The organism is Kosakonia oryzae (assembly GCF_001658025.2).
Taxonomy (GTDB): Bacteria; Pseudomonadota; Gammaproteobacteria; order Enterobacterales; family Enterobacteriaceae; genus Kosakonia; species Kosakonia oryzae.
Genome location: NZ_CP014007.2, coordinates 4,959,890 through 4,985,288, shown reverse-complemented (window position 1 = coordinate 4,985,288; position 25,399 = coordinate 4,959,890). Strand labels below are relative to the sequence as shown.

Genomic DNA, 25,399 nt, shown 5'->3' with positions numbered 1-25,399 from the left:
GAACGATATCCGCACTTCATCACACGTTAGTAAATGCACAATGTCAGGTTCTGTTCATATTTGTCATATACCCGTCGCACTTCACGTTGCATATGCACCAGGTGAAGGGAACCAGAAATATTGCCACTAAATATAATCCTTAGTACTATAGTTCTCGTTATTGGTGGAAAGGATATCCACTCTTAAACAAGATGGAAATTAAGCATGGCTATTTATGTTTTAAAGGCGTTCGATAAGAACACCAAAGGCGATGGAATTGATGACGCAGCACTATGTAAAGCAGCACAGGAAGTCATTAGCGGAAAGTATGAGGCCAGCCTGGGTGGGGGTGTTTTTAAGAAGCGTATTCCACTTCCAGGCACTGGGAAAAGTGGTGGCGCGCGAGCTGTTATCGCGTTCAAAATGGGAAAGCATTTATTCTTTTTAAACGGCTATGCCAAGTCTGCCACTAGCAGTAATGGCAAAGAGATCCCGGATGATGTATTGAAGGCTTACCGTAAATTTGCTGCCGATTTATTCGGTATGACGCAAGCGCAGATAGATGCTCAAGTCCAGGCAGAAACGATGCGAGAGGTAAAATGCGATGGTTGACCATCTGAAAGATTTGCAGGAAATGGCGCACGATATGTTTCCCCATGGTGGTATTTCTGAAGACACCGTTAACTACATTGACGCTCGCGTAAAACTGCGTGAGTTGCGTGCACGTTTGCCTGCTATCGTTGAAATGGATGGCGAGGCAATCCGCGCCCTTCGTGGGCGCTATAACCTCAGCCAGGCTATGCTGGCTGAATATGTGAACATGTCAGTCGTGACCATTTCAAAATGGGAGAGAGGAGAAAAAAAACCGAACGGTGCAGCTCTCCGGGTGCTTAACACTCTTTCTGATAAAGGGCCGGAAATCTTTATCTGATAAAGATAAAAAGCCCTGTAAACGGGCTTTTTTATTGGAGTAAGCTCCTGGAATTCCGTGTATCGCCACACGATTCGGCCAGTTGTCCTATCCCTTTCGAGACTAGCGCAAGCGATGTTCAAAACGGTAAAGCGTTTTGTCCTGCACCGGATTATTTTGGGTATAGTGATGTTACGCATCTGCGTTGTACCTCATCCGGAGCCACTATGTCGTATCGCGCGAACCCGTTTTTCACCAGCGCTCGCGGGCGTCTGCTGTTCTTCAATTTACTGGTGGTGGCGGTCACTTTAATGGTCTGCGGCGTCGCGGTGCTGGGATTTCGCCACGCCAGCCAGATTCAGGAACTGGCGCAGCAGCAGACGCTGGACGACATGACCGGCAGCATGAATCTGGCGCGCGATACCGCCAGCGTCGCCACGGCGGCCGTGCGGTTGTCGCAAGTGGTGGGAGCGCTGGAGTATCAGGGCGAAGCCGAACGCCTGAAAGCAACGCAGAGTGCGCTGCAACGCTCGCTCAGCCAGCTTGCCCGCGCGCCGCTGGCGCAGCAGGAGCCACAACTGGTGGCGCAAATCACCCGCCGCAGCCACGAATTGCAGCAAAGCGTCACCGTGATGCTGCAACGCGGACAACAGCGGCATCTGGAGCGTAATGCGCTGCTCAGTTCGCTGTACCAGAACCAAAGTTATTTGCGCCATTTGCAGGCGATCACCGCCCGGGAAGCGAGCAACATCCCAGATAACCGCCTGCTCGCCGAGATGGACCGGCTGATCATCGCCGCCATTCAGACGCCGTCTCCCCGGCCGACAATCAAACAGATCTCCGACATCATGGGGCAATTGCCGCTGCGCGCCGCCAGCCCGACGGTGGATTTTATCCTGCCGGATTTCAGCGCCGAGCTGCGCAAGCTGGGGCCGCTGTCGCTCCGGCTGGAAGAGAGCGATCTGGCGATTAGCTGGTCGATGTTTCATATCAAAGCGCTGGTGGCGCTGCTTAATAGCGACATCAACCAGTACGTTGCGCAGGTGGCGCAGGCGTCGGAACTGCGCACGGCTCAAAGCCATGAGGAGATGCGCTCGATCATTCTGTTTATCAGCGTATTCGCTCTGCTGGCGCTGGTAATCACCGGTTTTGCCGGATGGTATATCTACCGCAATCTGGGCTCGAATCTGACGGCCATTTCGCGCGCCATGTCGCGGCTGGCGCGCGGCGAGCAGGAGGTGTCGGTTCCGGCGCTACAACGGCGCGATGAGCTGGGCGAACTGGCGCGCGCATTTAACGTGTTTGCCCGCAATACCGCTTCGCTGGAACACACCTCTAAATTGTTGAAAGAGAAAAGCACGCAGCTGGAAACTACCTTCCACGCGATGCGCGACGGCTTTGCGCTGTTCGATAATCGGGGTTGTCTGGTGGTGTGGAACCCGCAATATCCGTTGCTGCTGGGGCTGATGGCAGAAGCATTGCAGCGCGGCCAGCACTACCAGAGCCTGTTACAACAGGTGAGCGATCTCCCCGGTCACGTGCAGGAGAACCTGGCTCGTCCGTTGCCCAAACCGCAGGAGTTGCGGCTGGCGGATAATCGCACCATTGAGCTGCGTTTTAGCCCGGTGCCGGGGCGCGGCATGGTTAACGTGGTGCTGGATCGCACGGAGCGTAAAGGGCTGGAAGAGGCGCTGCTGCACAGCCAGAAGATGAAAGCCGTCGGCCAGCTGACCGGCGGGCTGGCGCACGATTTCAATAACCTGCTGGCGGTGATTATCGGCAGCCTTGAGCTGGTGACACCCGGCTCGCCGGATGCGCCGCGCATCTCGCGGGCGCTGAAAGCCGCCGAGCGCGGCGCGCTGCTGACCCAGCGGCTGCTGGCCTTTTCCCGCAAGCAGTCGCTGCATCCTCATGCCGTGGAGATGCAGCCGCTACTGGAGAATCTCGGCGAGCTTATGCGCCATTCGTTACCCGGCACACTGACGCTGGAGATCGAAGCGCAAAGCCCGGCATGGCCCGCGTGGATCGATGTTGGACAACTGGAAAATGCCATCATCAATCTGGTGATGAATGCCCGCGATGCGATGGAAGGCGAGAGCGGCACCATTAAAATCCGCACCTGGAACCAGCGCGTCACCCGCAGCGATGGACGCCGTCAGGATATGGTGGCGCTGGAGGTGATCGATCGCGGCTGCGGTATGTCGCAGGAGGTCAAAGCGCAGGTATTCGAACCCTTTTTCACCACCAAACAGACCGGCAGCGGCAGCGGGCTGGGCCTGTCGATGGTATATGGTTTTGTTCGCCAGTCCGGTGGGCGGGTAGAGATTGAGAGTGCGCCGGGGCAGGGCACTACTGTACGTCTGCAACTGCCGCGCGCGGCGGTGCAGGCGGTGGAAAGCCGCGAGCCGGTTGCCGCGCAGGCGCGCGATAGCAGCGACACGCTGATTCTGGTGCTGGAAGATGAGGCCGATGTGCGCCAGACATTGTGCGAACAGTTGCACGAGCTGGGCTATCTGACGCTGGAAGCGGAAACCGGTGAGCAGGCATTGCAGTTGCTGGCTGCTTCGACGGAGATTGGCGCACTGGTCAGCGATTTAATGCTACCCGGCGCGCTCAGCGGCGCAGAAGTGGTTCACCAGGCGCGCCAGCGTCATCCGCATCTGCCGATGCTGCTCATCAGCGGCCAGGATCTGCGCCCGGCGCACAACCCAGCGCTGCCGGACGTGGAACTGCTGCGTAAACCTTTTACCCGTGCAGAGCTTGCGCAGGCGCTGCGACGGATTGCGGCGTAAAACGGCTACGGGCCAGTGTTGCCGCGCCCTGTGCGCCGTTAAACGCCGATGATGAGGCAGCCAGAAAACGCACCGCTTCCCACGGCAACGGTTTGCGCAGCCAGCTGCGGATCGCTGCGATCAACGCGTCACGCGGAAATGCGGGCATATCCATGACGCCGCCGCCGAGGATCACCGCATCGGGATCGAACAGGTTAATGCTGGTGGCGATGGCGCGCGCGGCGTGATCCAGCAGATCGACGACAAAAGGCTCCTGTGCCGCATGGATAAACAGGTCGCCAAGCTCGTAATCCCGCGGCTGCTGTTCATACCAGCGGCGCAGCGCAAGGCCAGAACACACCGTTTCCAGACAACCCGCATTGCCGCAGCCGCAGCGCAGTTGCCTGTCGCCCTGCGGAATATGCCCCAGTTCGCCCGCCACGCCGTGCGCGCCTGTCCACGGCGCACCGTTCAGCCAGATGGCGAAACCCATGCCGGTGCCGAGATAGGCCGCCAACACCTGCTGCTGCGTGAGGTTATGCTCCTGCACGTCAAAAGAGAGTTGCAGATTCACATCACGGGAAAACTCCACCGGGCAGCCCAGCGCATTTTCCAGTTGCCCGGCCAGACCGCTCAGTTCACCAGGTGCCAGCGGTAAATTGGGCGTGGAGATAATGGTGCGCTTATCCTTGCCGACCAGCGCAGGGAAGCCCATTACCAGCCCGTAACAGTGGGCATTACGTGCGTCGAGCTGCGCCTGGATAAGCGCAGTAATGCCGTTTACCACGCCGTGCGCAATGACTTCCGCGGTACGCTGCTTTTCACAATGCAGCACCTCGCCTGCGGCGGTTTGCAGGCAGAAGCGAATATGAGTCGCACCCATATCAACGCCTGCCACCAGTTGATTATGCGGTTCGTGCATGAGGCAGTACCTCGTTTTTGGCCGCCAGAATCTGTTCGGTCATGACCGTCCAGGCGTCATCGATGTTTTCCGCATGGTTGAATAACCCGGAGGTGCCGACGATAAAGACATCCGCGCCTGCGGCCATCAAACGCTGATAAGTGGCCTGGTTGCAGGAGCCGTCGATTTCGATTTCATAACTCAGCCCTTCGCGCTCGCGCCAGGCTTTCAGCTCGGCGACCTTGTCGAGCATTTCCGGAATGAACGGCTGCCCGGCAAAGCCTGGATCGACCGTCATCACCGTCACTTTGTCCGCCTTATGAATATAGTATTTCATCGTTTCGACGGAGGTTTCCGGGTTGAGGATCAACCCGACTTTCATGCCGTGGCGGCGGATCTCATCGATCAGGCGAAACGCCTGGCCGTTGATCGTTTCCGGATGCAGGGTGATAAAGTCTGCGCCTGCGCGCGCCAGTTGGCCGATATAATCCTGCGGGCGCGTCACCATCAGATGGCAATCCAGCGGTTTGCTGGCCAGCTTCTTCACCTGGCTGACAAAGAATGGCGACAGCGTCAGGTTCGGCACAAAGTGGCCGTCCATAATGTCGATATGGAAATAGTCCGCGTGGCTGTCGATAAACTCGATCTGTTCTTTAAACTTGAGCAGATCCATACACATCAGGGAGGGGGAGATTTTCATCATTCATTCCTTACTTGCTGATAAGCCGGTCAAGCGCAACAGCGGCAATAATCAGCCCGCCCATTACCACCAGCTGGTAATACGTTTGAACTTGCAGGATATTCAGGCCGTTATTGATGGTGCCGATAATCAACCCGCCAATCACCACCGAGAAAATACGCCCCTTACCGCCGAAGAAGCTGGTGCCGCCGATAATGGCGCTGGCGATGGCGTAGGTTTCAAACCCCATTCCCGCCAGCGGCTCCGCCGCACCGAGACGCGCAGTGGAGACCACGCCCGCCAGCCCGGCGCAAACACCGGAGATAATGAACACCACCAGCACGTGAAACTTCACATCGATACCGGAGTAGAAGGCGGAGTTTTTATTGCCGCCCAGCGCGTAAATATTGCGCCCCAGCCGCATGCGTGTAGTGAGGAACCAGAGCAGCAGCGCCACCAGCAGCGAGAAGATCACCGGCACCGGAATGCCTGCCACGCTGGCGGCAAAGAAATTCACAAAGTCGAAGGAGAAGCCATACACCGAGTTGGCGTCGGAAATAACCAGCGTAATGCCGCGAAAAATCGCGTTGGTGCCAAGGGTAATAATGAACGGGTGCAGGCCGGTCCAGTTGACCAGGCAGCCGTTAATCGCCCCCAGCACGCCGCCCACCAATACGCCACCGATCAGTGCCGCCAGCACGGGATCGACGCCCGCCAGCATCAGTTTGGCGGTTACCATGCCGGAGAGCGCAAGGATCGCACCGACGGAGAGATCAATCCCGGCGATCAGAATGGCAAAGAACTCACCCATGCCGATCAACACCGTTACTGAACTCTGAACGAAAATCTGCGTGATGTTATTGGTGTTGAGAAAGTATTCCGGCGACATCGTGCCGAAGATGGCGACGATGATCGCGAGGATAAAAAAGGTGCCGTATTTATCCCAGAACAGCGCGAAGTTGAAGGGCTTTTTCTCGCTCATTTCGCTTTTTACTCGTGTGGTAATGCCCATGCCATAATCTCCTCTTCGCTCATGTCGTCGCGATTGGTCAGGATTTGCGTCAGCCGCCCTTCGCAGAACACGGCGATGCGGTCGCAGACGGCAATAATTTCGGGAAGCTCGGATGACACCATCAGGATGACTTTTCCGTCATCCGATAGCTGGCGCATCACTTTGTAGATCTCGGCCTTCGCGCCGACGTCGATGCCGCGGGTCGGTTCATCGAAAATGATCACCTCGGGCTCGCAGCACAGCCATTTGGAGATCAGTACTTTCTGTTGGTTACCACCGGAAAGCTCGGTGATGCTCTGCTCCAGCGAGTGGCACTTCAGCGCCAGCAGCTCGCGCTGCGCTTCAGCAATCCGTCGCTCTTCGTGTTCGTTAAACAGCCCCATTGCGCCTTTGTAACCGCCGTGCTTGAGGCTTTTGCTGAGCGCCATGTTTTGCGCAATCGAGAAGTTAGGGAAGAAGCCGTTGTCGCGGCGGCTTTCGGTGATATACGCCATACCTTTTTTCAGCGCATCCAGCGGTGAGCGGGGTGAAATAGCATGACCATTGAGGCGAATTTCACCGCTGCTGCGCTTATCGACGCCGAACAGGCAGTTCATCAGTTCGGTGCGGCCGGAGCCGACCAGCCCGGCGAAACCGAGGATCTCGCCGCGGTTCACGCTAAAAGAGATATCACGGACTTTTTTCTTGTCGCGGCTGGTGACGTTTTTCACCTCAAATACCGTATCGCGCTCGATATTGCCGGTGCTCTCTTTCATCGCATTAAAGCGGTTTTGCAGCTCGCGTCCGACCATCAGCCGCACGATGTCGTCATTGGTGACGTCGCTGACCATGCCGCTGCAGACGCTGCTGCCGTCTTTCATCACCGTATAGCGATCGCAGATCCGGCGAATTTCCGCCAGCTTATGCGAGATATAAACAATGGCGGTGCCTTCTTTACGTAGCTGATTCATGATCAGGAAAAGATAATCCACCTCTTTATTCGTCAGCGAAGAGGTGGGCTCGTCCATAATAATGACTTTGGCATCCAGCATTAATGTTTTGGCAATTTCCAGCATCTGCTTGTGGCTAATCGATAAATTCGCCACTTTAGTATCGAGATCGACTTTTAAACCGACGCGCAATAACATCATTGCCGCCCGTACACGCATTTCTCGCCAGTCGATAATATTGACGCCGCACACCTTTTTGGTGATATGGCGGCCAATATATAAATTCTCCAGCACGGTTAATTCATCAATAACGCTGAGTTCCTGATAAATAATGCCGATACCAAGTTTTGCCGCCAGTTTATGATCGAGTTTGTCGTAATTAACGTTATTAATGGTGATGGTGCCTTTGGTCGGGGCGTGAATCCCCGAGAGAACTTTCATTAACGTTGATTTACCGGCACCATTCTCTCCTAATAACGCATGAATTTCATAAGGATAAATAGTTAAATCAACGGACTTTAATGCGTGGACCGGGCCAAAGGATTTGCCGATACCCGCCATTGAGATATATGGCGTGACCATAAGTAACCTCTTTGCACACTTTTCAGGCCGGGTGCGCGCAAAGCGTCACCCGGCATTGATGGCTTACTTAGTGACCAGAATTGAATCGACCAGCTTGAATTCAGGAGCTTTATCCAGCGGAATAACTTTGCCGGTTTTTGCCGCATCAACCATCATTTTCAGACCCGAAGCGCCAATATCCGCCGGGTTTTGCGCAACGGTGGCGGTCATCTGCCCGGCTTCCACCATTTTGCGCGCTTCCGGAATGCCGTCGGTGCCGACGACCAGCACTTTGCCGGTTTTACCGGCGTTCGCCACCGCCTGGGCAACGCCCATCGCCATGGTGTCATTGGCGCAGTAGAAGGCTTTCAGGTTCGGGTTGCGTTGCAGCACGTTGGTGGCGACATCCAGCGCCTTAATGCGATCCCAGTCAGCGGGCTGGCTGGCAACGAGTTTGATCTGGCTGGCTTTCTTAAACGCTTCGCTGGCGCCGTTGCGGCGCGCTTCACCCGAGGCGTTGCCTGCTTTACCTTCGATAATCGCCACTTCGCCGCCCTGTGCGCCAAGCTGTTCAATGATAAAGTTTGCGCCTTTAGCGCCGACTGCAACGTTATCGGTGGTAATAAAACCTTCGACATTCCCGCCGGCTTTTTTCAGGTTATCCATATCGATTTTTTCATCGAGGTTCACCAGATAAATGCCTTTTTTCCAGGCGCGGGCGACCGGCATCACCAGGTTAACGGAAGAGAGTGGGGCAAAGGCGATGCCTTTATAATTTTTATTGCTCAGATCTTCGAATAATTGTAATTGCGACTGAAAATCACCTTCCGACGGCGAGGCAAAAATATCCACACTGACACCCAGTGTTTTTGCTTCGTCTTCGATACCTTTTTTCATATCCACCCAGAACGGGTTGGATAATGTTTTTAAGACGACGGCGTATTCGGCAGCGGCAAATACGCTGGTGCTCATCATCAGGCCGATAGCAGCTCCGCTGAATAATTTCAGATATTTATTCATAGTGGTCTTCTCATTGTAGGGTAATTTTACTCATCCCGTTGCGGCGGGATGAGTATTTGTTTTTACTTCAATGCGCCCGGTGAGAAAAAATCAACGATGGCACCGGTTTTTTGCATATTCTGTGTGGCCAGTTCAATGTTCTGTTGTGCAACCGAAACAAAAAAAGCATCAAGTAATGTTAATTGTAATATTCGTGCTGAGGCATTTCGCCCTAATAAAGGGGTCTCTGGTGCTGGCGAGCAAATAATAAAGTCGGCCATTTTGGCAATCGGCGAATGGTAGCTGTGAGTAATACAAATAATTTTTGCCCCATTTTTTTTCGCCAGCTCAACGGCCGCTTTTAAATCACTGGTGCGTCCGGAATGCGATACCACCAGTACGACATCGCCCTCTTTAAGCAGCGATGCGGACATCATCATAATGTGCGCGTCCTGGTAAGCGTGGCAGCGAACCCCGATGCGCAACAGCTTGTGTTCAATATCGGCGCAGATGGCGTTAGAGCCGCCAACGCCGTAGAGATCGCGCTGTTTGGCCTGATAGAAGAAGCGCGCCGCGCGGTGGATTTCATCCACGTTAACGATCGACTGGCCTTCCATAATGGTGCGCAGCGTAATATTGAACACTTTGTTCACCACATCCTGCGGCGCTTCGTCAAACGACAGCTCGGCGGGCAGCACCTGCTGCGAGTGAGAGAAGTACTCCACCAGTGCGCTGCGCAGATTGCGGAAACCGCTAAAACCCAGCAGTTTCGACACTTTCACGATCATGGCTTCCGACACCGTCAGCATCTCCGCGACATCTTTAATGGCGGAGGCATCGCTGATATTGCCCGGTGTTAATAGCCAATCCACGATGCGGCTTTCGTTCTCCGTCATCCCTTCCTGCTTCATGCGCAGGTAAGGGGCGAGGCCGATGCCGTTGGGAAGACCGTGGTCGAATTCTGTCTGACTCATCGCTTTCTCTTGTCCTTGAAATGAAGACGACACTATATCACCACATCCGGAACCATAAATATGCTGACAACTTCACAGAATTAATTAATTCATAAAGTTTTGTGTGTTGTGAAGTTATCTGTAATGTTTTGGTTGGTGTTTTCCTTATTTTTACTTTAAAAACAATAAATTATATTGATTTATGAAATGTGGAACGTCTGAGGTGTAGGGGTTTCCATGCACATAAGGCTATTGATTTGTGAATTCATGCCGTGTAGAACAGGCGCTGTTCCCGGTGATTTTGCGGTTTTATTCAGCAGTTAACCGGTCAAAAATCACAAAACTCACCGGGTCCGTAAAGTTTGCACACTAACCAGGCGGATATATGAAGAAGATTGCGTTCGGCTGCGATCATGTCGGGTTTATCCTGAAGGCGGATATCCTGGCGCATCTGTCAGCAAAAGGTATTGAAATCATTGATAAAGGCACATGGTCGACGACACGCACTGATTATCCCCGCTTCGCCAGCGAGGTAGCACAGGCGGTACTGAATGGCGAGGCAGACGGCGGTATTTTGATTTGCGGTACCGGTGTGGGCATTTCTATCGCCGCCAATAAATTCCCCGGTATCCGTGCGGTGGTATGTAGCGAACCTTACTCCGCACAGCTTTCGCGCCAGCATAACGACACCAATGTACTGGCGTTCGGTTCGCGCGTGGTCGGGCTTGAGCTGGCGAAAATGATTGTCGATAGCTGGCTGGGCGCAGAGTTTGAAGGCGGTCGCCATCAGCTACGCGTGGATGCGATTGCGCAAATTGAGAAGCAGCCACCTTCCGCCCGCAATTGAGATTCCTCCGCTACCCGCTAAGGCAGGCTCTGCTCTAACGTACAGCCAGTCCCCCCTTTGAGACTGGCTTTATGAAACGTTACGCGACCGCGCTGTTATTCGGCGCTCTTTCACTCAGTAGTCAGATGGCGCACGCCGATATTATCGACGACGCTATTGGCAATATTCAGCGGGCAATCGGCGACGCGTACAGCTCTGACGGCAGTCGCGACGATGAAAGCAGCCGCCGCAGCGACGAGCAGTACCGGAATTATGACAACCGCTACCGGCAGCTTGAAGACAGGCGACGCCAGCTTGATGAACGCCAGCGTCAGCTCGATCGGGAGCGACGCCAGCTGGATGACGAAGAACGCAGGCTGGAAGAGGACGACGACCGCTAACGCGCCAGCGCCGGGACGCGCAAACCCAGGCGTTCCGGAACGATATCCTCAAGCAGCGTGATTAATTGCGGGTCCATAAAATGGTATTGATCCGGAATATCAAGCACATAAACAGGTTTATGCTGCACCAGGCGGCTAAAGTCGGCAAGGATGCTGTTTTTGTGTTTTTCTTCCATCACGCAGATGACGTCTGCCCAGGAGAGAATGGCGGGCGAGACGGTTTTTCTCGCATGGCGTTGTGTGCCAGCAGAGCGAGCATTTACCCCGGGGTAGCGACGAAACACTTGCTCAGCGGTTGGGCTGCGCCATTGGTTGCGGCTACAAATAAAAAGCACATTCATGGCAAGTCATACTCTGTAAGCCGCGATGTGCTAATTATTTATTGGTCACACGCGGGTATTTAAGACCCGGTTGCGTTATCCACAACCCTATCGGTGCGAGTCTGTACGCTTTGTCCCTCAAACGACCTCTTTACAGGCTGCGTCTGCTTAACCCATGCAGGTAAGCAACGGGACGAATATATCCATATTGTGCGGTCTAATCCAGTACAATCCGCATGCCATCAAAACCCGCCTCAAACCCCGCCGGCAGCGTGTTATTCATCAACCAGACATCAAAGCGGTGCCCGATATGGGTTAGCACAACGCGCGGGCAGCCAATCACCTCATTCAGGGCAATAACGGTACGTAGATCGTTATGATTTTTCGGTGTCTCTGCGCAGGGCGGTTCACTGCAATCGATGATCACCACCTGCGGGCGATTATTAAGTAAAAACTTAAGCGTTTTATCCGGCAGACCGGCAGTATCCGAAAGCCAGGCAACCCGGCTGTGCGCCGATTCCAGCAGATAACCAAAAGTGAGTTTCGAGTGGTTCAGCGGCAGCGGCGTGACCTGCAATCCTTGCAGATCGAACACCACAAACGGCTCAACGGTATGGCTAAAATCAAGCAGGCCGGGATGTTTAAACAGATCGTCGCAGCCCTGTTCATCCGGCGGGCCGTAAACCGGGATTTTCGCGCCTAAGCCCCAGCGCAGCGGAAACAGCCCTTGCACATGATCCATATGGTAATGCGTCAACAGAATCTGCTGAAACTGACCCGCCGGGAAACGCTCTATTAAATCGGCAAGCCCGGCATCCAGCAGCGTCACCGTGTCGTTAAACTGCACCATGCCGCTGCAAGGCTGGCGGCGATATTGCGACTGCTGGCGCGCGCGTAAGCAGGCTGCGCAATCGCAACCGAATACCGGAACCAGTTGTGCACCGCCGGTGCCGGTCAGAGTGAGAGTCAGGCTCATAGCGCCTCGCTTTAACGGTTGAGTTAACGTAAACGGCGCACGCTGCATGCGCCGGCAGCATTACGCACTTTTCCCTTGTTGTGCACGTATCAACGAGATCAATCCTTCCACTGACTGTAGCAGACTCCCGTCGTTGTTCAGCGTCAGGCAGTCTCCCGGCGAGTAACGGGCCGCGCGTTCCAGCCGGGCGGTAATTTCCGCGCTGCTTTCGCGGCCGCGTTTTTCCAGGCGCAGGCGCAAAATCTCTGGCGATACCTGTACATACACCGGCATCAGCACCTCGCCGTATTGCGTCTGCGCCTGCGGCAGATGGCCGCGCGAGCCGTTGACCACCACATCAAACCCCGCCTGCAACCAGAGATCGACCTCGACGCCGATACCGTAGTAGAGATCGTTGGCGTGCCAGCTCAGGGTAAACAGATGCTGCTCGGCGCGGGTAAAAAACTCCTTTTCGCTCAGCTCGATATGGTTCTCGCTGCCGGAACCTGCCGGGCGCGTGATATAGCGGTGCGCCACCAGCAACTGGGGATGCTCGCGGCTGCGCAGCGCGGCCAGCAGCGTATCTTTTCCGGCGCCGGATGGCCCCATCAACCAGATCAGTCTGCCCATCAGAACACCCGTTTCCCCTCGCGCCAGACGTGATCGACGCGGACATGGTCGCCTTTATTGTGCACCAGCACCAGATCGGCCCGTTTTCCTTCGCCGAGCGTTCCGCGATCGTCAAGCTTGAGCGCCTGCGCCGGGTTTTTCGTTACCAGGTGAATAGCGCGCGGCAGGGTGAAATCATTCTGCTCATCCGCCGCAACGCGGAAGGCGGCGTCCAGCAGGCTGGCGGGATAATAATCCGATGAGAGAATATCCAGCATGCCGAGCTGCGCCAGTTTATGCGCCGCCACATTGCCGGAGTGCGAGCCGCCGCGCACGATGTTTGGCGCGCCCATCAGTACGCTCAGGCCGTGCTCGCGCGAGGCTTCCGCAGCGGCAAAGGTGGTGGGGAATTCTGCGATCACGCTGCCTAACTGGTGGGATTCCACCACATGTTCGCGCGTGGCGTCATCGTGGCTGGCCAGCGGCAGGTTACGCGCCCGGCAGAGCGCGGCAATTGCCATCCGGTTAGGCTGCGACCACTCGGCGGCCAGCGCCAGTTGCTCCTGTTCAAACGCATCCATTTGTTCGTTGGTCAGGTGATATTTGCCCTGATAGTAATCGCGATACTTTTCGTAGCTGGCGTACTGGCGCTGGCCTGGCGAGTGATCCATCAGCGATACCAGCGTCACCGGCTCGCGGCCGACCAGCTTTTCAAACAGCGGCAGCGTGGTGTGGTGCGGCAATTCGCAGCGTAAATGCAGGCGATGTTCCGCGCGGTTCAGCCCGCGTTTTTGCGAATCTTCCACCGCGTTGATCATCTTCTCCAGATTTTCCAGCCGATCGCCGCCGTCGCGCACATCGCCAATGGCGACCGCATCCAGCACCGTAGTGATGCCGTTGGCGACCATCAGCGCGTCGTGGCTGCTCATTGCGGAGTGGGCGGGCCAGTCCACTTTGGGGCGCGGGGTGAAGAATTTGTCGAGGTTGTCCGTATGCAGTTCGATAAGCCCCGGCAGCAACCAGCCGCCGTCGCCATCATGAGCGCCTGGCTGGCGGCTTTGGGTTTCGGCGAAGGCGCGGATCACGCCGTCGCGCACTTCCAGTGAACCGTCGACCACTTCGTCTTCAAGGATCAGTTTGACATTATTGATAATCATGCGGAGATTCCCATCGGAAACAGACAGTCGGCGACGCTTTCGCGCACGGCCTCGTCATGGAAGATGCCGACAATCGCTGCGCCGCGCGCTTTGGCCTGCGCGATCAGTTCAACGACGGCGGCGCTGTTTTTCGCATCCAGCGAGGCGGTCGGTTCATCAAGCAGTAGAATCGGGTAGTCAACAATAAAGCCGCGGGCTATGTTGACGCGCTGCTGCTCGCCGCCGGAGAACGTTGCCGGTGCAAGGTGCCACAAGCGTTCCGGCACATTTAACCGCGTCAGCAACTGGCTGGCTTTACCGATGCAGACATCGCGGGGAAGCCCCAGCTCCAGCAGCGGCTGCATCACCACGTCGAGTGCGCTGACGCGTGGAATGACGCGTAAAAACTGGCTGACCCAGCCGATAGTATGACGACGCACGTCCAGTACTTTTCGCGCCGGAGCCTGTACCAAATCGACCCATTCATCGCCATGTTTGACATGAATATGCCCGGCGTCCGGCAAATAGTTGGCATACAGCGATCGCAGCAGCGTCGATTTTCCACTGCCGGAGTGGCCGTGCAGCACCACGCATTCCCCGGCGTTCACCTCCAGCGAGGTGTCGCGCAGCACCGGCAGTCGCACGCCGTTCTGATGGTGCAGGACAAAGGTTTTGCTGACATTTTCCACACGCAAAACAGACATCGCAGACTCCTTAATTTTGCAATACCGAGGAAACCAGCAACTGGGTATAGGGGTGATGCGGATCGTCGAGCACGCGATCGGTTAACCCACTTTCCACCACCTGACCCTGTTTCATGACCAGCAGACGATTTGCCAGCAGGCGCGCGACGCCCAAATCATGGGTCACCATCACCACGGCAAGGTTCATCTCCACCACCAGGCTGCGCAGCAGATCCAGCAAACGTGCCTGTACCGACACATCCAGCCCGCCGGTGGGTTCATCCATAAACACCAGTTTTGGCTGCGTCACGAGATTGCGGGCGATTTGCAGTCGCTGCTGCATCCCGCCGGAAAAGGTGGTGGGCAAATCGTCAATGCGTGACGGTGGGATCTCGACATCCGTCAGCCACTGTTGCGCACAGGCGCGGATATCACCGTAATGCCGCGCGCCAGTCGCCATCAGCCGTTCGCCGATATTGCCCCCGGCGGAGACCTGGCGGCGCAGGCCATCCAGCGGATGCTGGTGTACCACGCCCCATTCGGTTCGCAGCAGACGGCGGCGCTCGGCTTCGCTGATGGCGTACAGATCGCGGTCGTTATAGATAACCTGCCCCTGCTGTGGCGCCAGCCGTGCTGAAATGGCATTCAGCAGGGTGGTTTTACCGGAGCCGGATTCGCCGACAATGCCCAGCACTTCACCCGGCCACAGATCGAACGAGACGTCCTGAAACCCTTTGCCTGGCGCGTAGAGATGGGAGAGTTGATTCACCGAAAGCAGCGGTTGGGTCATTTGCGTAAAGCCTCGCTCTGTTGGCGGCAGTAGTCGGTATCGGAGCAGACGAACATGCGCGTGCCGGTATCATCCAGCACCACTTCATCCAGATAACTGTGGGTGGAACCGCAAATGGCGCATGGCTGATCCCACTTTTGCGGCGCAAAGGGGTAATCCTCAAAGTCGAGACTCTCGACCTGGGTATACGGCGGAACGGCGTAAATGCGTTTTTCACGCCCGGCGCCGAACAGTTGCAGCGCGGGCATGAAGTGCATTTTCGGGTTATCAAACGCCGGGATTGGCGACGGGTCCATCACGTAGCGGCCATTCACTTTCACCGGCCAGGCGTAGCGGGTGGTGAAGTTGCCGAAGCGCGCAATGTCTTCATACAGCTTCACCTGCATCACGCCGTACTCTTCCAGCGCGTGCATGGTACGGGTTTCGGTTTCGCGCGGTTCGATAAAGCGCAGCGGCTCCGGGATCGGCACCTGGTAGATCAGGATCTGATCTTCAACCAGCGGCGTTTCAGGAATGCGGTGGCGAGTCTGAATCAGCGTCGCGTCGGCAGTGCGTTCGGTGGTTTCCACGCCGGTCACGCGGGTGAAGAACTGGCGGATCGAGACGGCGTTGGTGGTGTCATCCGCGCCCTGATCGATCACTTTCAGCACATCGTCTTCGCCAATGACGCTGGCGGTTAACTGAATACCGCCGGTACCCCAGCCGTAGGGCATCGGCATTTCGCGCCCGCCAAACGGCACCTGGTAACCGGGAATGGCAACCGCTTTCAGCAGCGCCCGGCGGATCATGCGTTTGGTTTGCTCATCAAGAAAGGCAAAGTTGTAACCGGTCAGCGCGTTAGCCACGGGAGCTCTCCTGTTGTAGCTGTCTGAGCAAGTCCAGTTCGGCCTGGAAATCGACGTAGTGGGGAAGTTTGAGGTGCGAGACAAAACCCGCCGCCTCGACGTTATCAGCATGCGCCAGCACAAACTCTTCATCCTGCGCCGGGCTTTTAACCATTTCGCCGTAGTCGGCGGCTTGCAGGGCGCGATCCATCAGCGCCATCGCCATCGCTTTGCGTTCGCCCATGCCGAACACCAGCCCGTAGCCACGGGTAAAGTGCGGCGCCTCCTCTTGCGGGGCGATAAAGCCGTTGACCATTTCACATTCGGTGATCAGCAATTCGCCGACGTTCACTGCAAAACCCAGCTCTTCGGGCACAATTTCCACGTCGATATAACCGCTGCGGATCTCCCCGGCGAAGGGATGATTGCGTCCGTAACCGCGCTGGGTGGAGTAGGCCAACGCCAGCAGATAACCTTCGTCGCCGCGCGCCAGTTGTTGCAGACGCGCAGAGCGGGAGCAGGGGTAAACCGGCGGCTGGCGGGTGATATCGTCCGGCACGGCGCCGCTCTCCTGTTCGGCTTTCGCCAGCCCCTCTTGTTCCAGAAGAGAAAAGACGTGCGGCGTGGTTTCCGGCTGTACTTCGCGTTTCGGCAATGAGGCCGTTTCGCCCTCAGCCAGCAGCGCAAAATCGAGTAAACGGTGGGTGTAATCGTAAGTCGGGCCAAGCAACTGGCCGCCGGGAATGTCTTTGTACACCGCCGAAATGCGGCGCTCTAAACGCATCTTCGCGCTGTCAATGGGTTCGCTGACGGCCAGGCGCGGCAGCGTTGTGCGGTAGGCGCGCAGCAGAAAGATGGCTTCGACGTTATCGCCGCTTGCCTGTTTCAGCGCCAGCGCCGCCAGTTCCCGATCGGCAATACCGCCTTCGGTCATCACGCGATCGACGGCCAGATGCATCTGTTCAGCAATTTGTGCAACGCTCAGCTCCGCAAGCTCGCTGTCGCCGCGACGCTTATGTTCTTGTAGCGCGTGGGCTGCGGCTATTGCCTTTTCGCCCCCCTTGACAGCAACGTACATCAGAACACCTCCACCTGTGTGGTTCGTGGTATCGCCAGCGCGCGTTCGCCGCAGGTCAGGATCACATCGATGCCTGTGGGGAACGAATGCGGACGGTCAGTAAATTCGTCGGTGATGCACTCCGGCAGCAGCGGCGCAATCATGCGCTCCTCCAGAATGCCGGGGCCGGTCAGGCGCAGCATGCGACCACCGCTCAGTGACGGCAGTTGTAAAATCAAGGTGGCGCTGGTTTCCGGGCTGATATCCGTGCCGCAGGGCAGGGCGCTGAGCTGTTCGGCGCTCAGGGTGTGATCGGCGACGGCAAACAGCGACTGCTGCGGCTGGTCAACCAGCGGCGCATTAGTGTGAAAACGCAGGTTCTGGCGTACCAGGTCGTTGTCAACGACAGCAGAGAGCCAGATCGGCGTGTCGTTATCGGCCAGCGTCAGTAATACGCTGGTGGATGCCGGGTTAAGGGGCGGCCAGCCGTGTTTCAGATGCGGCAACGAGACGATGACGCCCGGCTCGCTCATGGCTTTTAACAGACGGCGAAAACAGTGTTGAGCATCGTGAACCGCCGATGCGAAAGCGGGTTGTAAGGTCATGCGTTATCTCCGCGAACCAGGGTGAAAAAGTCGACCCGGCTGGCGTTGACTTCGGCCAGACGCGCTGCAATGCGCGCGGCGCGGTCCGCTTCCAGCGGGGTAATGAGGGTTTCCATCAACGTCTGGAAATGGGTTGGCTCCTGCAATAACGCGTCGCACACAGCGCAGCGTTCGGCATGGCCTTTGTCGCGTCCGAGCACCCAGCTAAAGCCGATCTGGCCGCTGCTCAGACGCACAACGGCGCGGGTCAGCGTGGTGTCGCCGGGGAAGAAGCGATCGCCGGTACCGCCCATGCGCGCCTGCACCTGTACCAGCCCGGTTTGTGGCTCGCGGACATGCTCATAGTCGGGCGCCAGGCCCAGCGTACGCATCCGCGCCCGCAGCATCTCCGGGGTGGACTGGGCAAGCGCTGCCATCCAGCGTTGACGAGTAGGGGTATCAAAGTGCATCTCAGTGCTCCATGGTGAATTCGATCATGTCGGCGCGGGTCAGGCTGACGGAGTACTCCGTCGCGTTGACGTCGCCTTCGCGATGGTTAAGGGTGCGCACGCAGAGCAGAGGTGCCATATTGGGAATCTCCAGCCAGCGGCTCTCTTTCACCTGCGCACGACGTGCGCTGATGCGCGTCTGGGTGCGTTTCAGGCTGATCCCCGCGCGTTCACGCAAAAAGTCATGCAGCGAACCGTGGTCGAACTGTTGCAGCAGCGGCCACAGCGTGAGATCGGCGAAGTAGTGATCAATAAGACAGAGGGCGACGCCATTCACCCGGCGGCGGGTACGTAAATGCACCACGTTGTCGCCTTCGCTGATGCCTAACGCATCGGCGATATGCTCGGAGGCCGGGCGCAGTACCGCCAGCAGGCGTTCGCTGGTGGGATGGCTGCCCTGATCGAGCAGGTTCTGGCTAAAGCGCGCCTGGGCATTGAGTGGGTAATCAAACGGTCGCATCAGCACCAGCACGCCGATGCCCTGGCGGCGCTGCACCCAGCCTTTCTCCACCAGTTGATCGATAGCGCGGCGTAAAGTGTGGCGATTCACCTCAAAGCGTGCGGCCAGTTGCTGTTCCGCTGGCAGCCAGTCGCCGCAGCGATAGTTATTTCGCAACTCCTGCTCCAGCCTTGCGGCAATCTCCTGATAGCGTGTGGGATAGCTGGTCGGATGTCTGGACAAGTGCATGGTCATCTGAACCTCACGGGTAAAAAACGGCTACCTTATGGCAGTCATCACAGCGTGAGTCCATGCTGGCGGACTAATGTTTCATTTGGGTTATGCAATCGTTGCTGGGAGATGAATAGTGATCCGCAATGGGCAAAAAAAAGGAGCCGCTGACGGCTCCCGTTGGGGAATGTGCTGCGAATCAGGCTTGCTGCGGTTTGGCGACGTTGACCATCCACGGGATGCCGAATTTATCCGTCACCATGCCAAAACCCTGCGCCCAGAAGGTTTCCTGCCAGGGCATCGTGATATGGCCTTCGGCGGCAAGAGCGTCAAACCAGGCTTTGCCCTGTGCGATATCCTGGGTGGCGAGGCTTAAGGTAAAACCGGCGTACGCTGCAGCGCCTTGTTTGCCGTCGCTCATCATGATCTCACTACCGGCGATGTGCAGGCTGGCGTGAGCAATATCGCTTTCGGCAAACGCGTACCCGGCGGCACAGCCATCATCATTCGTTTCCGGGGGATTGGGCATTTCGCCGAAGGTGATTTTATAGAGTAATTCGGCCTGCAAAGCCTGCTGGTAGAACTGAATGGCGTCGTTGCACTGGCCTGAAAAAGAGATGTAGGGACTGAGCGGCATAATCATTACCTCTGGTAACGAAATCTGCCATTGAGTGTAGCGGGGGAAAGTGAAAGAAAGCCAGGCGGGAAGAATGAACTTCCCGCCGAATCATCAGTTCTTTTTAACGAATTCTGATTTCAGTTTCATCGGACCGAAGCCGTCGATTTTACAATCGATATTATGATCGCCTTCGACCAGACGAATATTTTTAACTTTGGTGCCAATCTTCAACATTGAAGAACTGCCTTTTACTTTCAAATCTTTAATTACCGTTACGCTATCGCCGTCGGCCAGCAGATTGCCATTGGCATCCTTGACGATTAATTCATCGGCGTCGTGTGCCGGTTCAGCATTGTTCCACTCGTGAGCGCATTCCGGGCAAATGAACATGCCATTATCTTCATAGGTGTATTCGGAATTACATTTTGGACAGTGGGGGAGTTGCATAGGGATTTCCTCAAAAGAACATACAACGCTGGCGGTGGCCAGCACAAAAGGCACAATGCCTGAAAGACTGCAATTATACAGCAAAACCGCACAATTGCCGTTGTTATTATTTTCCAGGCGTGAGGATAAAAAAAGTGTAGCTGGTGACATAACCTGTCATTCGCTTAAGCGATGCTTATCGCAGAAAGGCCGGAAGCAAACTTCCTGAGATAATATTTAGAATATTTTATGGCGGAAATTGCCACCATTTAGTAATTCAGATATGGTGGCGTGTAGTATACGGTGCCATTAGATAACTAAACTGTCATGCCTACTATGTCTGTCTCAACGACAGATAATTTCCTATCAAATCGGGTGGGTAAATAATGACGATATATCCTGTTTGTTCCTGAAAATGAGCTACGCTCTAACTCTCTGGTCTTTAAAAGCCGGAGGTGTGACGCTGCCATTTTTTGAGAGAAAAAATTATATTTTCCTGATTATCATCAGGTGTTTATCTTTTCGAAGATATTTTCCACACGTAATTATAAAAGCCGAAACTTCACTAATAAAACATTCCGGCTAAATAAAAGTAAGAAAATTTGCGTTAAGGAAAGACTTTTGTCATGCACACACAAACAATTTTTGAATTAAGCCAGGAAGCAGAAAGGTTGTTACAACTTTCACTGCATAATCTCCAGGCACTGAAAAAAATGCCGACAGCGACGTTTGATGAGACGAACGCGGTCGGTAAGGCAGAAAATGCCAATGTGCTGCCTTTGCATTTCAGCGCCCGCGGCGTAGAGGCGCAACAGGCGACGCTGCATAACGAATTACGGAAAATCACCCGGTTGGAGATGGTGCTGGCGATCGTCGGTACTATGAAGGCCGGCAAATCCACCACGATTAATGCGATCGTGGGTACGGAAGTATTGCCCAACCGCAACCGGCCGATGACCGCGTTGCCGACGCTTATTCGCCATACGCCGGGTCAGAAAGAGCCGATCCTGCATTTCTCCCATGTCGGCCCGATTGACGCGCTTGCGCAACAACTGCAAACCCGGCTGTTCAACTATGACCGGGAAAAGCTGGCGCAGCAGCTCGAGATCGATAAAGACATGGCTGCGCTGCTGGATCGTATTGCGCAAGGCGATGCATTTGATAAGCACTATCTCGGTGCACAACCTATTTTCCACTGCTTAAAAAGCCTCAACGACCTGGTGCGCCTGTCGAAAGCGCTGGATGTGGATTTTCCCTTCTCTGCTTACGCGGCGATTGAACATATTCCGGTGATTGAAGTGGAGTTCGTGCATCTGGCCGGGCTGGAGAACCAACTCGGCCAGCTCACGTTGCTGGATACTCCCGGGCCGAATGAAGCCGGTCAGCCGCATCTGCAAAAAATGCTCAACGAACAGTTGGCGCGCGCCTCCGCCGTGCTGGCGGTAATGGATTACACCCAGCTTAAATCTATCTCCGATGAAGAGGTACGCCGCGCGATTTCTGCGGTGGGGCGTTCGGTGCCGCTGTACGCGTTAGTGAATAAATTCGATCAGAAAGATCGTAACAGCGATGACGAAGAGCAGGTGCGGGCGCTGATTTCCGGAACGTTAATGAAAGGCAATATCAACCCGACGCAGATCTTTCCGGTCTCTTCCATGTGGGGATATCTGGCTAACCGCGCGCGCCATGAGTTAAAACATCGCGGTCAGTTGCCGGATCCGCAAGAGCAGCGCTGGGTGCAGGATTTTGCCGAAGCGGCGCTGGGCCGCCGCTGGCGCACCGCCGATCTGGACGATATTGAGCATATTCATCACGCAGCAGAGCTGCTGTGGGAAGATTCGCTGTTTGAGAAGCCGATCCGTAAGTTACTGCACGCCGCGCATGCCAATGCCTCGCTGTACGCGCTGCGTTCTGCATCGCATAAGCTGCTCAATTACACCCAGAGTGCGCGCGAATATCTCGATTTTCGCTATCAGGGGCTGACGGTGGCTTACGAGCAACTGGAGCAAAATATTACCCGGCTGGAAGAGGATATGACGCTGCTGCGCACCAGCCAGGCGTCCGTTAGCGACGAGATAGAACATGAAGTCGAAGAGGCGCTGGCGGCCGCGGAGATCTTTATCCACGGCCAGCAGTTCGAAATTGTTGAAGCCATTGATGCCTGGTTTCACGATGGGCAGATGATGGAGGCGTTGGGCGACGGTAAGGCTGATTTGCGTCTTGATGAAGGGTATAACCCCGATCAACTGGTGCTGGAAAACGAAGGCCAGGCGCAAATTGCCCTCAGCAAGATCCGTTCGGCCTGTGAAACCATTCTGCTGGCGGCGCAGGAGCGCATCAGCCGTGAACTGGCGCTGCGTTTTGATGAGCTGGAAAATACGCTGACGCGTTCGCTGAACGATGCCATGCGCCCGATTGAAACGCGTATTAAAGAAGAGCTTAACCATGCCGGTTTCCGCGCGCGTATCAGTTTCCCGGCGTTCCAGCCCAGCGCGCTTAACTTTAATACCCGTTCCCTGTTTACCAATGTGATCGCCCCGGAAGATACGCCTGCCGGGCAGGCGCCGCGTTCCGGCAGTATGCGGGAAACGGTGTCGCGCTGGTTAAATAACCCCGGTTGGGGTTGGGATGATTATGTCGCTACCCGCACCCGTTACGTGATTGATATTGCCGCGCTGCATAAAAAGCTGATCGGCCATGTGGCTCATTTTTGTGAACAAATTCGTAAAGCTTTGGCAGCGCAGGTCGATGTTTCTGTTACGGCAGGGATGGCGACATTTTTCGCCGAATTCTCGTTAAGTCTTGCGGGACTACAGGAAAGTTTGCGTGACAGCCTGGCGATACGTCAGCAAAACGAATCATCAGTGCTAATGTTGCGTCAGCAACTGCAACAGAGCATCAGGACGGCTAACTGGATCCATGAAGATGCCCGGCTGTTACGCGACGATATACAAACCTTATTCGCAGCAGAGCAGCCATGAAAAATCAACTTCTGGATGGCCCCGGACGGGTGCTTGAGTGTATTCATCCAAAATTTATCGTTGATCTGGTACAGGGCGCAGACGCTGCGCGCCAGTCGCCAATTGTGCCTCAGCAGCAGTTATTTCGTGAACGCCTGACGCAAGAGATCATGGCGCAAACTCAACTGCGGCCGTGGGCGATGTCCGGCGTATTAAATGAAAACGATACCTTACGTTTAGGGCTGGCGGAGAAGCTGGCGAGCATGCTCGACCCCGGTCATCTGGCACTTACGCGCATTACCCAGCGGCTTAGCGCCTTGCAGCAGGCGGAACGGCGCCCGGCAAACCCCGGCAGCGCACAACAGTATGAAGAGTTGTTGAACCACTTCAGCCAGCGCGCCGCCTGGAAAGAGAAAGCGCTGACGCAACGTGGGCTGGCGGTACAGGCCGGACATCACAGCGAACAGGTTTTTGCCCACTGGCGCGCCGGAAACTACAACGGCTGGTCGATGGCCGGGCGCTGTTATGTGGCGCTGGAGGAGCTGCGTTGGGGCGCTTTCGGCGATGCCTGTCGTCTGGGCAATGAAGATGTGGCGCAAATGCTGAAAGACAATTTATGCGCCATGGCCGCCGATTTTCTGGCGCAGGGGATCAATGCCTCACCGGCGACCCGCCATTTTTATCATCAATGGCTGGCAACACCTTCCACGCCGGGGCTGATGGATTATAAGGATTTACTCGGCTGGCTTGGCGACTGGTGCGATGCCGAACGTCATCCTATTTGCTGGTCGGTCACGCAGAGCTGGCAGACCGTAGCCCTCGGCATGCCGCGTCTCTGTTCGGCGTCTCGTATCGCTACGGCGATGGTGGAAGAGATCTTCGGCGAGTAAACGGTGTGCCCTGCAATTGTCTGGCCGGTCGGGCTGGTAATCGCAGGACATAGCGAACAGCAAAAAGCCCCGCAAGGGGCTTTTTTTATGCACTATTAATGCCCGGTGGATTCGACCGGTTTCTCTGCGCGGTCTGCGGCTTGCGCTGGATTGCCAAAGCGTTTGGCATACAGGGCGGTGATAATCGGCACCAGAATCGCCGTCACAATCACACTCGCGGCAACTAACGCCGTTGCGGAGGCGGCAACCGGTTCAAACGCCGGGTTGATCTGCGCAATAATCACCGGGTTCGCCACTGCCGCACCGGCGGCTGAAGAGGCGGCAACGCCGGCCGTACCGTTACCGCCGCCGATCACGCGGTCGGCAATAATCAGCGGAATACCGGTAATGATGATGACTGCAACGCCGAGGAAAATGCCCAGCAGACCGGTCTGCATAATCACGCTCAGGTTGATGGTGTTACCCAGCGCGAAGCCGAAGAACGGGATCAGTACCGGCGTTGCTTTGCTGAAGAAAGCCCGCAGATCGTGATCGAGGTTACCCAGCGCAAAACCAATCAGGAACGGCAGAACCGCGCCAACAAAGTGGTGGGGTTCAAAAGAAGCGAGGCCAGCGGAACCGAGGATCACCATGGTCATCAGCGGGCCGGACTCCAGCGACATCAGAACGAAAGCGCCCGATTCTTCTTTGCTGCCGTACTGGTTCATCAGGCTGGCATACAGACCGCCGTTGGTCATATCCATGGCGGAAACCAGCGCCAGCACCGAAAGTCCGGCAAAGAAACCAGTCTGAATTCCGCTGTCCGGAATAAATGACGCGGCGATCATCGCCACGAGCCAGGCCACGGCGATTTTGGTCAGTACCAGCGTGCCTGATTTACGTAATACGGTGCCGGTTGCACGCAAATCAATGGAGGCGCCAATACAGAAGAACCAGACTGCAAGAATCGGCACCGTACCGCTAATCATGCCCTTGGTGAATGAGCCGAAATAAGCCCCGGTATCCGGTGCCAGTGTATTCAGAATTGCCCCCAGCAACAGCGGAACCAGCATCATCCCGCCAGGGATACGTTCAATCGTGGCCTTAATTTTCATAAAGAGTCCTCACTGCTCGTCATTATCATGAACGAGGAAAACTGGAAGTTAATAGCTTTCAATTCAGCTGGTTAAATAGCGTTGCTCGTTAAATGTTCACTACCGACTTGCGCGGAACGCGCTAAAATTGGCGGACAATCCTTGCAAGACATTTCTTAGCTCCGCTTTTTATGGGCGTATCATGCTTTCTATGGAATATTGATTCAATAAGAATAAAACAATGTTTTAGTTATATTGATCACATATTCCGTATAAAAGCTTGTTGGTGTTATTTCTGTTATTGGAGATGTAATTAGGTTGTGACGAAAATAGAGCAGAAAGGACACTAGCAAAGTAATAATTACGACCGTGA

At 55.6% G+C, this 25,399-nt stretch carries 27 protein-coding genes; 7 read left to right on the top strand and 20 right to left on the bottom strand.

Features of this window, described 5'->3' with window-relative positions:
• Window positions 1–204 precede the first annotated feature (204 nt).
• From AWR26_RS23655 to AWR26_RS23645, 3 genes are all read left to right on the top strand, one after another.
• A complete protein-coding gene (locus tag AWR26_RS23655; RefSeq protein WP_064568758.1) occupies window positions 205–591 on the top strand; it encodes a type II toxin-antitoxin system RelE/ParE family toxin in 387 nt (128 codons plus the stop codon).
• Window positions 584–910 carry a helix-turn-helix domain-containing protein gene (locus tag AWR26_RS23650; protein WP_064568757.1) on the top strand — a complete coding sequence of 109 codons (327 nt, stop codon included), beginning with the start codon at window positions 584–586 and terminating at the stop codon, window positions 908–910. Before AWR26_RS23655 ends, AWR26_RS23650 begins: the two co-directional genes overlap by 8 nt.
• 206 nt (window positions 911–1,116) lie before the next feature.
• Window positions 1,117–3,681, top strand: coding sequence for an ATP-binding protein (locus tag AWR26_RS23645; RefSeq protein ID WP_064568756.1), 2,565 nt, complete (start codon window positions 1,117–1,119; stop codon window positions 3,679–3,681).
• Here the strand turns inward: AWR26_RS23645 and alsK are convergent.
• From alsK to AWR26_RS23615, 6 genes are all read right to left on the bottom strand, one after another.
• Window positions 3,635–4,582 carry an allose kinase gene (alsK, locus tag AWR26_RS23640; RefSeq protein ID WP_064568755.1) on the bottom strand — a complete coding sequence of 316 codons (948 nt, stop codon included), beginning with the start codon at window positions 4,580–4,582 and terminating at the stop codon, window positions 3,635–3,637. The genes AWR26_RS23645 and alsK overlap by 47 nt on opposite strands.
• Window positions 4,566–5,261 carry a D-allulose 6-phosphate 3-epimerase gene (gene alsE / locus AWR26_RS23635; RefSeq protein WP_007372511.1) on the bottom strand — a complete coding sequence of 232 codons (696 nt, stop codon included), beginning with the start codon at window positions 5,259–5,261 and terminating at the stop codon, window positions 4,566–4,568. The genes alsK and alsE overlap by 17 nt, the downstream gene beginning before the upstream one ends.
• Window positions 5,262–5,271: 10 nt before the next feature.
• Window positions 5,272–6,252 (bottom strand): D-allose ABC transporter permease, encoded by a 981-nt coding sequence (gene alsC, locus AWR26_RS23630; RefSeq protein WP_007372512.1) that lies wholly within the window; start codon window positions 6,250–6,252, stop codon window positions 5,272–5,274.
• The gene (alsA, locus tag AWR26_RS23625) at window positions 6,231–7,763 is read right to left on the bottom strand and encodes a D-allose ABC transporter ATP-binding protein AlsA (RefSeq protein WP_064568754.1); all 1,533 of its coding nucleotides are present in this window, start codon (window positions 7,761–7,763) and stop codon (window positions 6,231–6,233) included. The genes alsC and alsA overlap by 22 nt, the downstream gene beginning before the upstream one ends.
• A gap of 63 nt (window positions 7,764–7,826) precedes the next feature.
• Complete coding sequence (gene alsB, locus AWR26_RS23620; protein ID WP_064568753.1) at window positions 7,827–8,762, bottom strand: D-allose transporter substrate-binding protein; 936 nt, start codon at window positions 8,760–8,762, stop codon at window positions 7,827–7,829.
• 62 nt (window positions 8,763–8,824) lie between these two features.
• Window positions 8,825–9,715 (bottom strand): MurR/RpiR family transcriptional regulator, encoded by an 891-nt coding sequence (locus AWR26_RS23615; protein WP_064568752.1) that lies wholly within the window; start codon window positions 9,713–9,715, stop codon window positions 8,825–8,827.
• Window positions 9,716–10,079: 364 nt separating this feature from the next.
• Here AWR26_RS23615 and rpiB point away from each other — a divergent pair, with 364 nt between their 5' ends.
• Both rpiB and yjdP read left to right on the top strand, forming a co-directional pair.
• Complete coding sequence (gene rpiB, locus AWR26_RS23610; RefSeq protein WP_064568751.1) at window positions 10,080–10,541, top strand: bifunctional allose-6-phosphate isomerase/ribose-5-phosphate isomerase RpiB; 462 nt, start codon at window positions 10,080–10,082, stop codon at window positions 10,539–10,541.
• A gap of 71 nt (window positions 10,542–10,612) precedes the next feature.
• On the top strand, window positions 10,613–10,921 hold the full coding sequence (yjdP, locus tag AWR26_RS23605) for a DDRRRQL repeat protein YjdP (protein WP_007372517.1): 309 nt from the start codon (window positions 10,613–10,615) through the stop codon (window positions 10,919–10,921).
• Here yjdP and AWR26_RS23600 read toward each other — a convergent pair.
• The 13 genes from AWR26_RS23600 to AWR26_RS23540 all read right to left on the bottom strand — a co-directional run bounded on the left by AWR26_RS23600 (window position 10,918) and on the right by AWR26_RS23540 (window position 20,124).
• Window positions 10,918–11,262, bottom strand: a complete 345-nt coding sequence (locus tag AWR26_RS23600; RefSeq protein ID WP_043955578.1) for a low molecular weight protein tyrosine phosphatase family protein — start codon at window positions 11,260–11,262, stop codon at window positions 10,918–10,920. The two genes, yjdP and AWR26_RS23600, sit on opposite strands and share 4 nt — an antisense overlap.
• A gap of 196 nt (window positions 11,263–11,458) precedes the next feature.
• On the bottom strand, window positions 11,459–12,217 hold the full coding sequence (gene phnP, locus AWR26_RS23595) for a phosphonate metabolism protein PhnP (protein ID WP_064568750.1): 759 nt from the start codon (window positions 12,215–12,217) through the stop codon (window positions 11,459–11,461).
• A gap of 60 nt (window positions 12,218–12,277) precedes the next feature.
• Entirely contained in the window at window positions 12,278–12,829 is a 552-nt protein-coding gene (phnN, locus tag AWR26_RS23590; protein ID WP_244256257.1) for a ribose 1,5-bisphosphokinase, read from the bottom strand.
• Window positions 12,826–13,962: an alpha-D-ribose 1-methylphosphonate 5-triphosphate diphosphatase gene (phnM, locus tag AWR26_RS23585; RefSeq protein ID WP_064568748.1), complete on the bottom strand. Its 1,137-nt coding sequence runs from the start codon at window positions 13,960–13,962 to the stop codon at window positions 12,826–12,828. The genes phnN and phnM overlap by 4 nt, the downstream gene beginning before the upstream one ends.
• Complete coding sequence (phnL, locus tag AWR26_RS23580; protein ID WP_064568747.1) at window positions 13,959–14,645, bottom strand: phosphonate C-P lyase system protein PhnL; 687 nt, start codon at window positions 14,643–14,645, stop codon at window positions 13,959–13,961. The genes phnM and phnL overlap by 4 nt, the downstream gene beginning before the upstream one ends.
• A gap of 10 nt (window positions 14,646–14,655) precedes the next feature.
• Entirely contained in the window at window positions 14,656–15,414 is a 759-nt protein-coding gene (gene phnK, locus AWR26_RS23575; RefSeq protein ID WP_007372523.1) for a phosphonate C-P lyase system protein PhnK, read from the bottom strand.
• Complete coding sequence (locus AWR26_RS23570; protein WP_007372524.1) at window positions 15,411–16,259, bottom strand: alpha-D-ribose 1-methylphosphonate 5-phosphate C-P-lyase PhnJ; 849 nt, start codon at window positions 16,257–16,259, stop codon at window positions 15,411–15,413. Before AWR26_RS23570 ends, phnK begins: the two co-directional genes overlap by 4 nt.
• Window positions 16,252–17,316 (bottom strand): carbon-phosphorus lyase complex subunit PhnI, encoded by a 1,065-nt coding sequence (locus AWR26_RS23565; RefSeq protein ID WP_064568746.1) that lies wholly within the window; start codon window positions 17,314–17,316, stop codon window positions 16,252–16,254. The genes AWR26_RS23570 and AWR26_RS23565 overlap by 8 nt, the downstream gene beginning before the upstream one ends.
• Window positions 17,316–17,900: a phosphonate C-P lyase system protein PhnH gene (phnH, locus tag AWR26_RS23560; RefSeq protein ID WP_064568745.1), complete on the bottom strand. Its 585-nt coding sequence runs from the start codon at window positions 17,898–17,900 to the stop codon at window positions 17,316–17,318. Before phnH ends, AWR26_RS23565 begins: the two co-directional genes overlap by 1 nt.
• The gene (phnG, locus tag AWR26_RS23555) at window positions 17,897–18,349 is read right to left on the bottom strand and encodes a phosphonate C-P lyase system protein PhnG (protein WP_007372527.1); all 453 of its coding nucleotides are present in this window, start codon (window positions 18,347–18,349) and stop codon (window positions 17,897–17,899) included. The genes phnH and phnG overlap by 4 nt, the downstream gene beginning before the upstream one ends.
• 1 nt (window position 18,350) lies before the next feature.
• On the bottom strand, window positions 18,351–19,076 hold the full coding sequence (phnF, locus tag AWR26_RS23550) for a phosphonate metabolism transcriptional regulator PhnF (RefSeq protein ID WP_007372528.1): 726 nt from the start codon (window positions 19,074–19,076) through the stop codon (window positions 18,351–18,353).
• Between the two features lie 181 nt (window positions 19,077–19,257).
• Entirely contained in the window at window positions 19,258–19,695 is a 438-nt protein-coding gene (yjdN, locus tag AWR26_RS23545) for a VOC family metalloprotein YjdN (RefSeq protein WP_064568744.1), read from the bottom strand.
• Between the two features lie 93 nt (window positions 19,696–19,788).
• Entirely contained in the window at window positions 19,789–20,124 is a 336-nt protein-coding gene (locus AWR26_RS23540) for a zinc ribbon domain-containing protein YjdM (RefSeq protein ID WP_007372530.1), read from the bottom strand.
• Window positions 20,125–20,729: 605 nt separating this feature from the next.
• On the opposite strand from AWR26_RS23540, the gene crfC reads away from it, so the two are divergent.
• Window positions 20,730–23,084, top strand: coding sequence for a clamp-binding protein CrfC (gene crfC / locus AWR26_RS23535; protein WP_064568743.1), 2,355 nt, complete (start codon window positions 20,730–20,732; stop codon window positions 23,082–23,084).
• Window positions 23,081–23,953, top strand: coding sequence for a diguanylate cyclase regulator RdcB family protein (locus tag AWR26_RS23530; RefSeq protein ID WP_064568742.1), 873 nt, complete (start codon window positions 23,081–23,083; stop codon window positions 23,951–23,953). Before crfC ends, AWR26_RS23530 begins: the two co-directional genes overlap by 4 nt.
• Before the next feature lie 95 nt (window positions 23,954–24,048).
• Here AWR26_RS23530 and kdgT read toward each other — a convergent pair whose 3' ends face one another.
• Window positions 24,049–25,047 carry a 2-keto-3-deoxygluconate transporter gene (gene kdgT, locus AWR26_RS23525; RefSeq protein ID WP_007372533.1) on the bottom strand — a complete coding sequence of 333 codons (999 nt, stop codon included), beginning with the start codon at window positions 25,045–25,047 and terminating at the stop codon, window positions 24,049–24,051.
• Window positions 25,048–25,399 lie beyond the last annotated feature (352 nt).

Coding starts and splice junctions, on each gene's coding strand:
- alsA (WP_064568754.1), bottom strand. CDS start 7,763: ATGGTCACGCCATATATCTCAATGGCGGGTATCGGCAAATCCTTTGGC.
- phnK (WP_007372523.1), bottom strand. CDS start 15,414: ATGACCCAACCGCTGCTTTCGGTGAATCAACTCTCCCATCTCTACGCG.
- phnL (WP_064568747.1), bottom strand. CDS start 14,645: ATGTCTGTTTTGCGTGTGGAAAATGTCAGCAAAACCTTTGTCCTGCAC.
- AWR26_RS23530 (WP_064568742.1), top strand. CDS start 23,081: ATGAAAAATCAACTTCTGGATGGCCCCGGACGGGTGCTTGAGTGTATT.
- AWR26_RS23650 (WP_064568757.1), top strand. CDS start 584: ATGGTTGACCATCTGAAAGATTTGCAGGAAATGGCGCACGATATGTTT.
- AWR26_RS23655 (WP_064568758.1), top strand. CDS start 205: ATGGCTATTTATGTTTTAAAGGCGTTCGATAAGAACACCAAAGGCGAT.
- AWR26_RS23565 (WP_064568746.1), bottom strand. CDS start 17,316: ATGTACGTTGCTGTCAAGGGGGGCGAAAAGGCAATAGCCGCAGCCCAC.
- kdgT (WP_007372533.1), bottom strand. CDS start 25,047: ATGAAAATTAAGGCCACGATTGAACGTATCCCTGGCGGGATGATGCTG.
- alsE (WP_007372511.1), bottom strand. CDS start 5,261: ATGAAAATCTCCCCCTCCCTGATGTGTATGGATCTGCTCAAGTTTAAA.
- AWR26_RS23645 (WP_064568756.1), top strand. CDS start 1,117: ATGTCGTATCGCGCGAACCCGTTTTTCACCAGCGCTCGCGGGCGTCTG.
- yjdP (WP_007372517.1), top strand. CDS start 10,613: ATGAAACGTTACGCGACCGCGCTGTTATTCGGCGCTCTTTCACTCAGT.
- AWR26_RS23600 (WP_043955578.1), bottom strand. CDS start 11,262: ATGAATGTGCTTTTTATTTGTAGCCGCAACCAATGGCGCAGCCCAACC.
- alsB (WP_064568753.1), bottom strand. CDS start 8,762: ATGAATAAATATCTGAAATTATTCAGCGGAGCTGCTATCGGCCTGATG.
- alsK (WP_064568755.1), bottom strand. CDS start 4,582: ATGCACGAACCGCATAATCAACTGGTGGCAGGCGTTGATATGGGTGCG.
- rpiB (WP_064568751.1), top strand. CDS start 10,080: ATGAAGAAGATTGCGTTCGGCTGCGATCATGTCGGGTTTATCCTGAAG.
- AWR26_RS23540 (WP_007372530.1), bottom strand. CDS start 20,124: ATGCAACTCCCCCACTGTCCAAAATGTAATTCCGAATACACCTATGAA.
- phnG (WP_007372527.1), bottom strand. CDS start 18,349: ATGCACTTTGATACCCCTACTCGTCAACGCTGGATGGCAGCGCTTGCC.
- phnM (WP_064568748.1), bottom strand. CDS start 13,962: ATGATTATCAATAATGTCAAACTGATCCTTGAAGACGAAGTGGTCGAC.
- phnP (WP_064568750.1), bottom strand. CDS start 12,217: ATGAGCCTGACTCTCACTCTGACCGGCACCGGCGGTGCACAACTGGTT.
- yjdN (WP_064568744.1), bottom strand. CDS start 19,695: ATGCCGCTCAGTCCCTACATCTCTTTTTCAGGCCAGTGCAACGACGCC.
- phnH (WP_064568745.1), bottom strand. CDS start 17,900: ATGACCTTACAACCCGCTTTCGCATCGGCGGTTCACGATGCTCAACAC.
- alsC (WP_007372512.1), bottom strand. CDS start 6,252: ATGGGCATTACCACACGAGTAAAAAGCGAAATGAGCGAGAAAAAGCCC.
- crfC (WP_064568743.1), top strand. CDS start 20,730: ATGCACACACAAACAATTTTTGAATTAAGCCAGGAAGCAGAAAGGTTG.
- AWR26_RS23615 (WP_064568752.1), bottom strand. CDS start 9,715: ATGAGTCAGACAGAATTCGACCACGGTCTTCCCAACGGCATCGGCCTC.
- phnF (WP_007372528.1), bottom strand. CDS start 19,076: ATGCACTTGTCCAGACATCCGACCAGCTATCCCACACGCTATCAGGAG.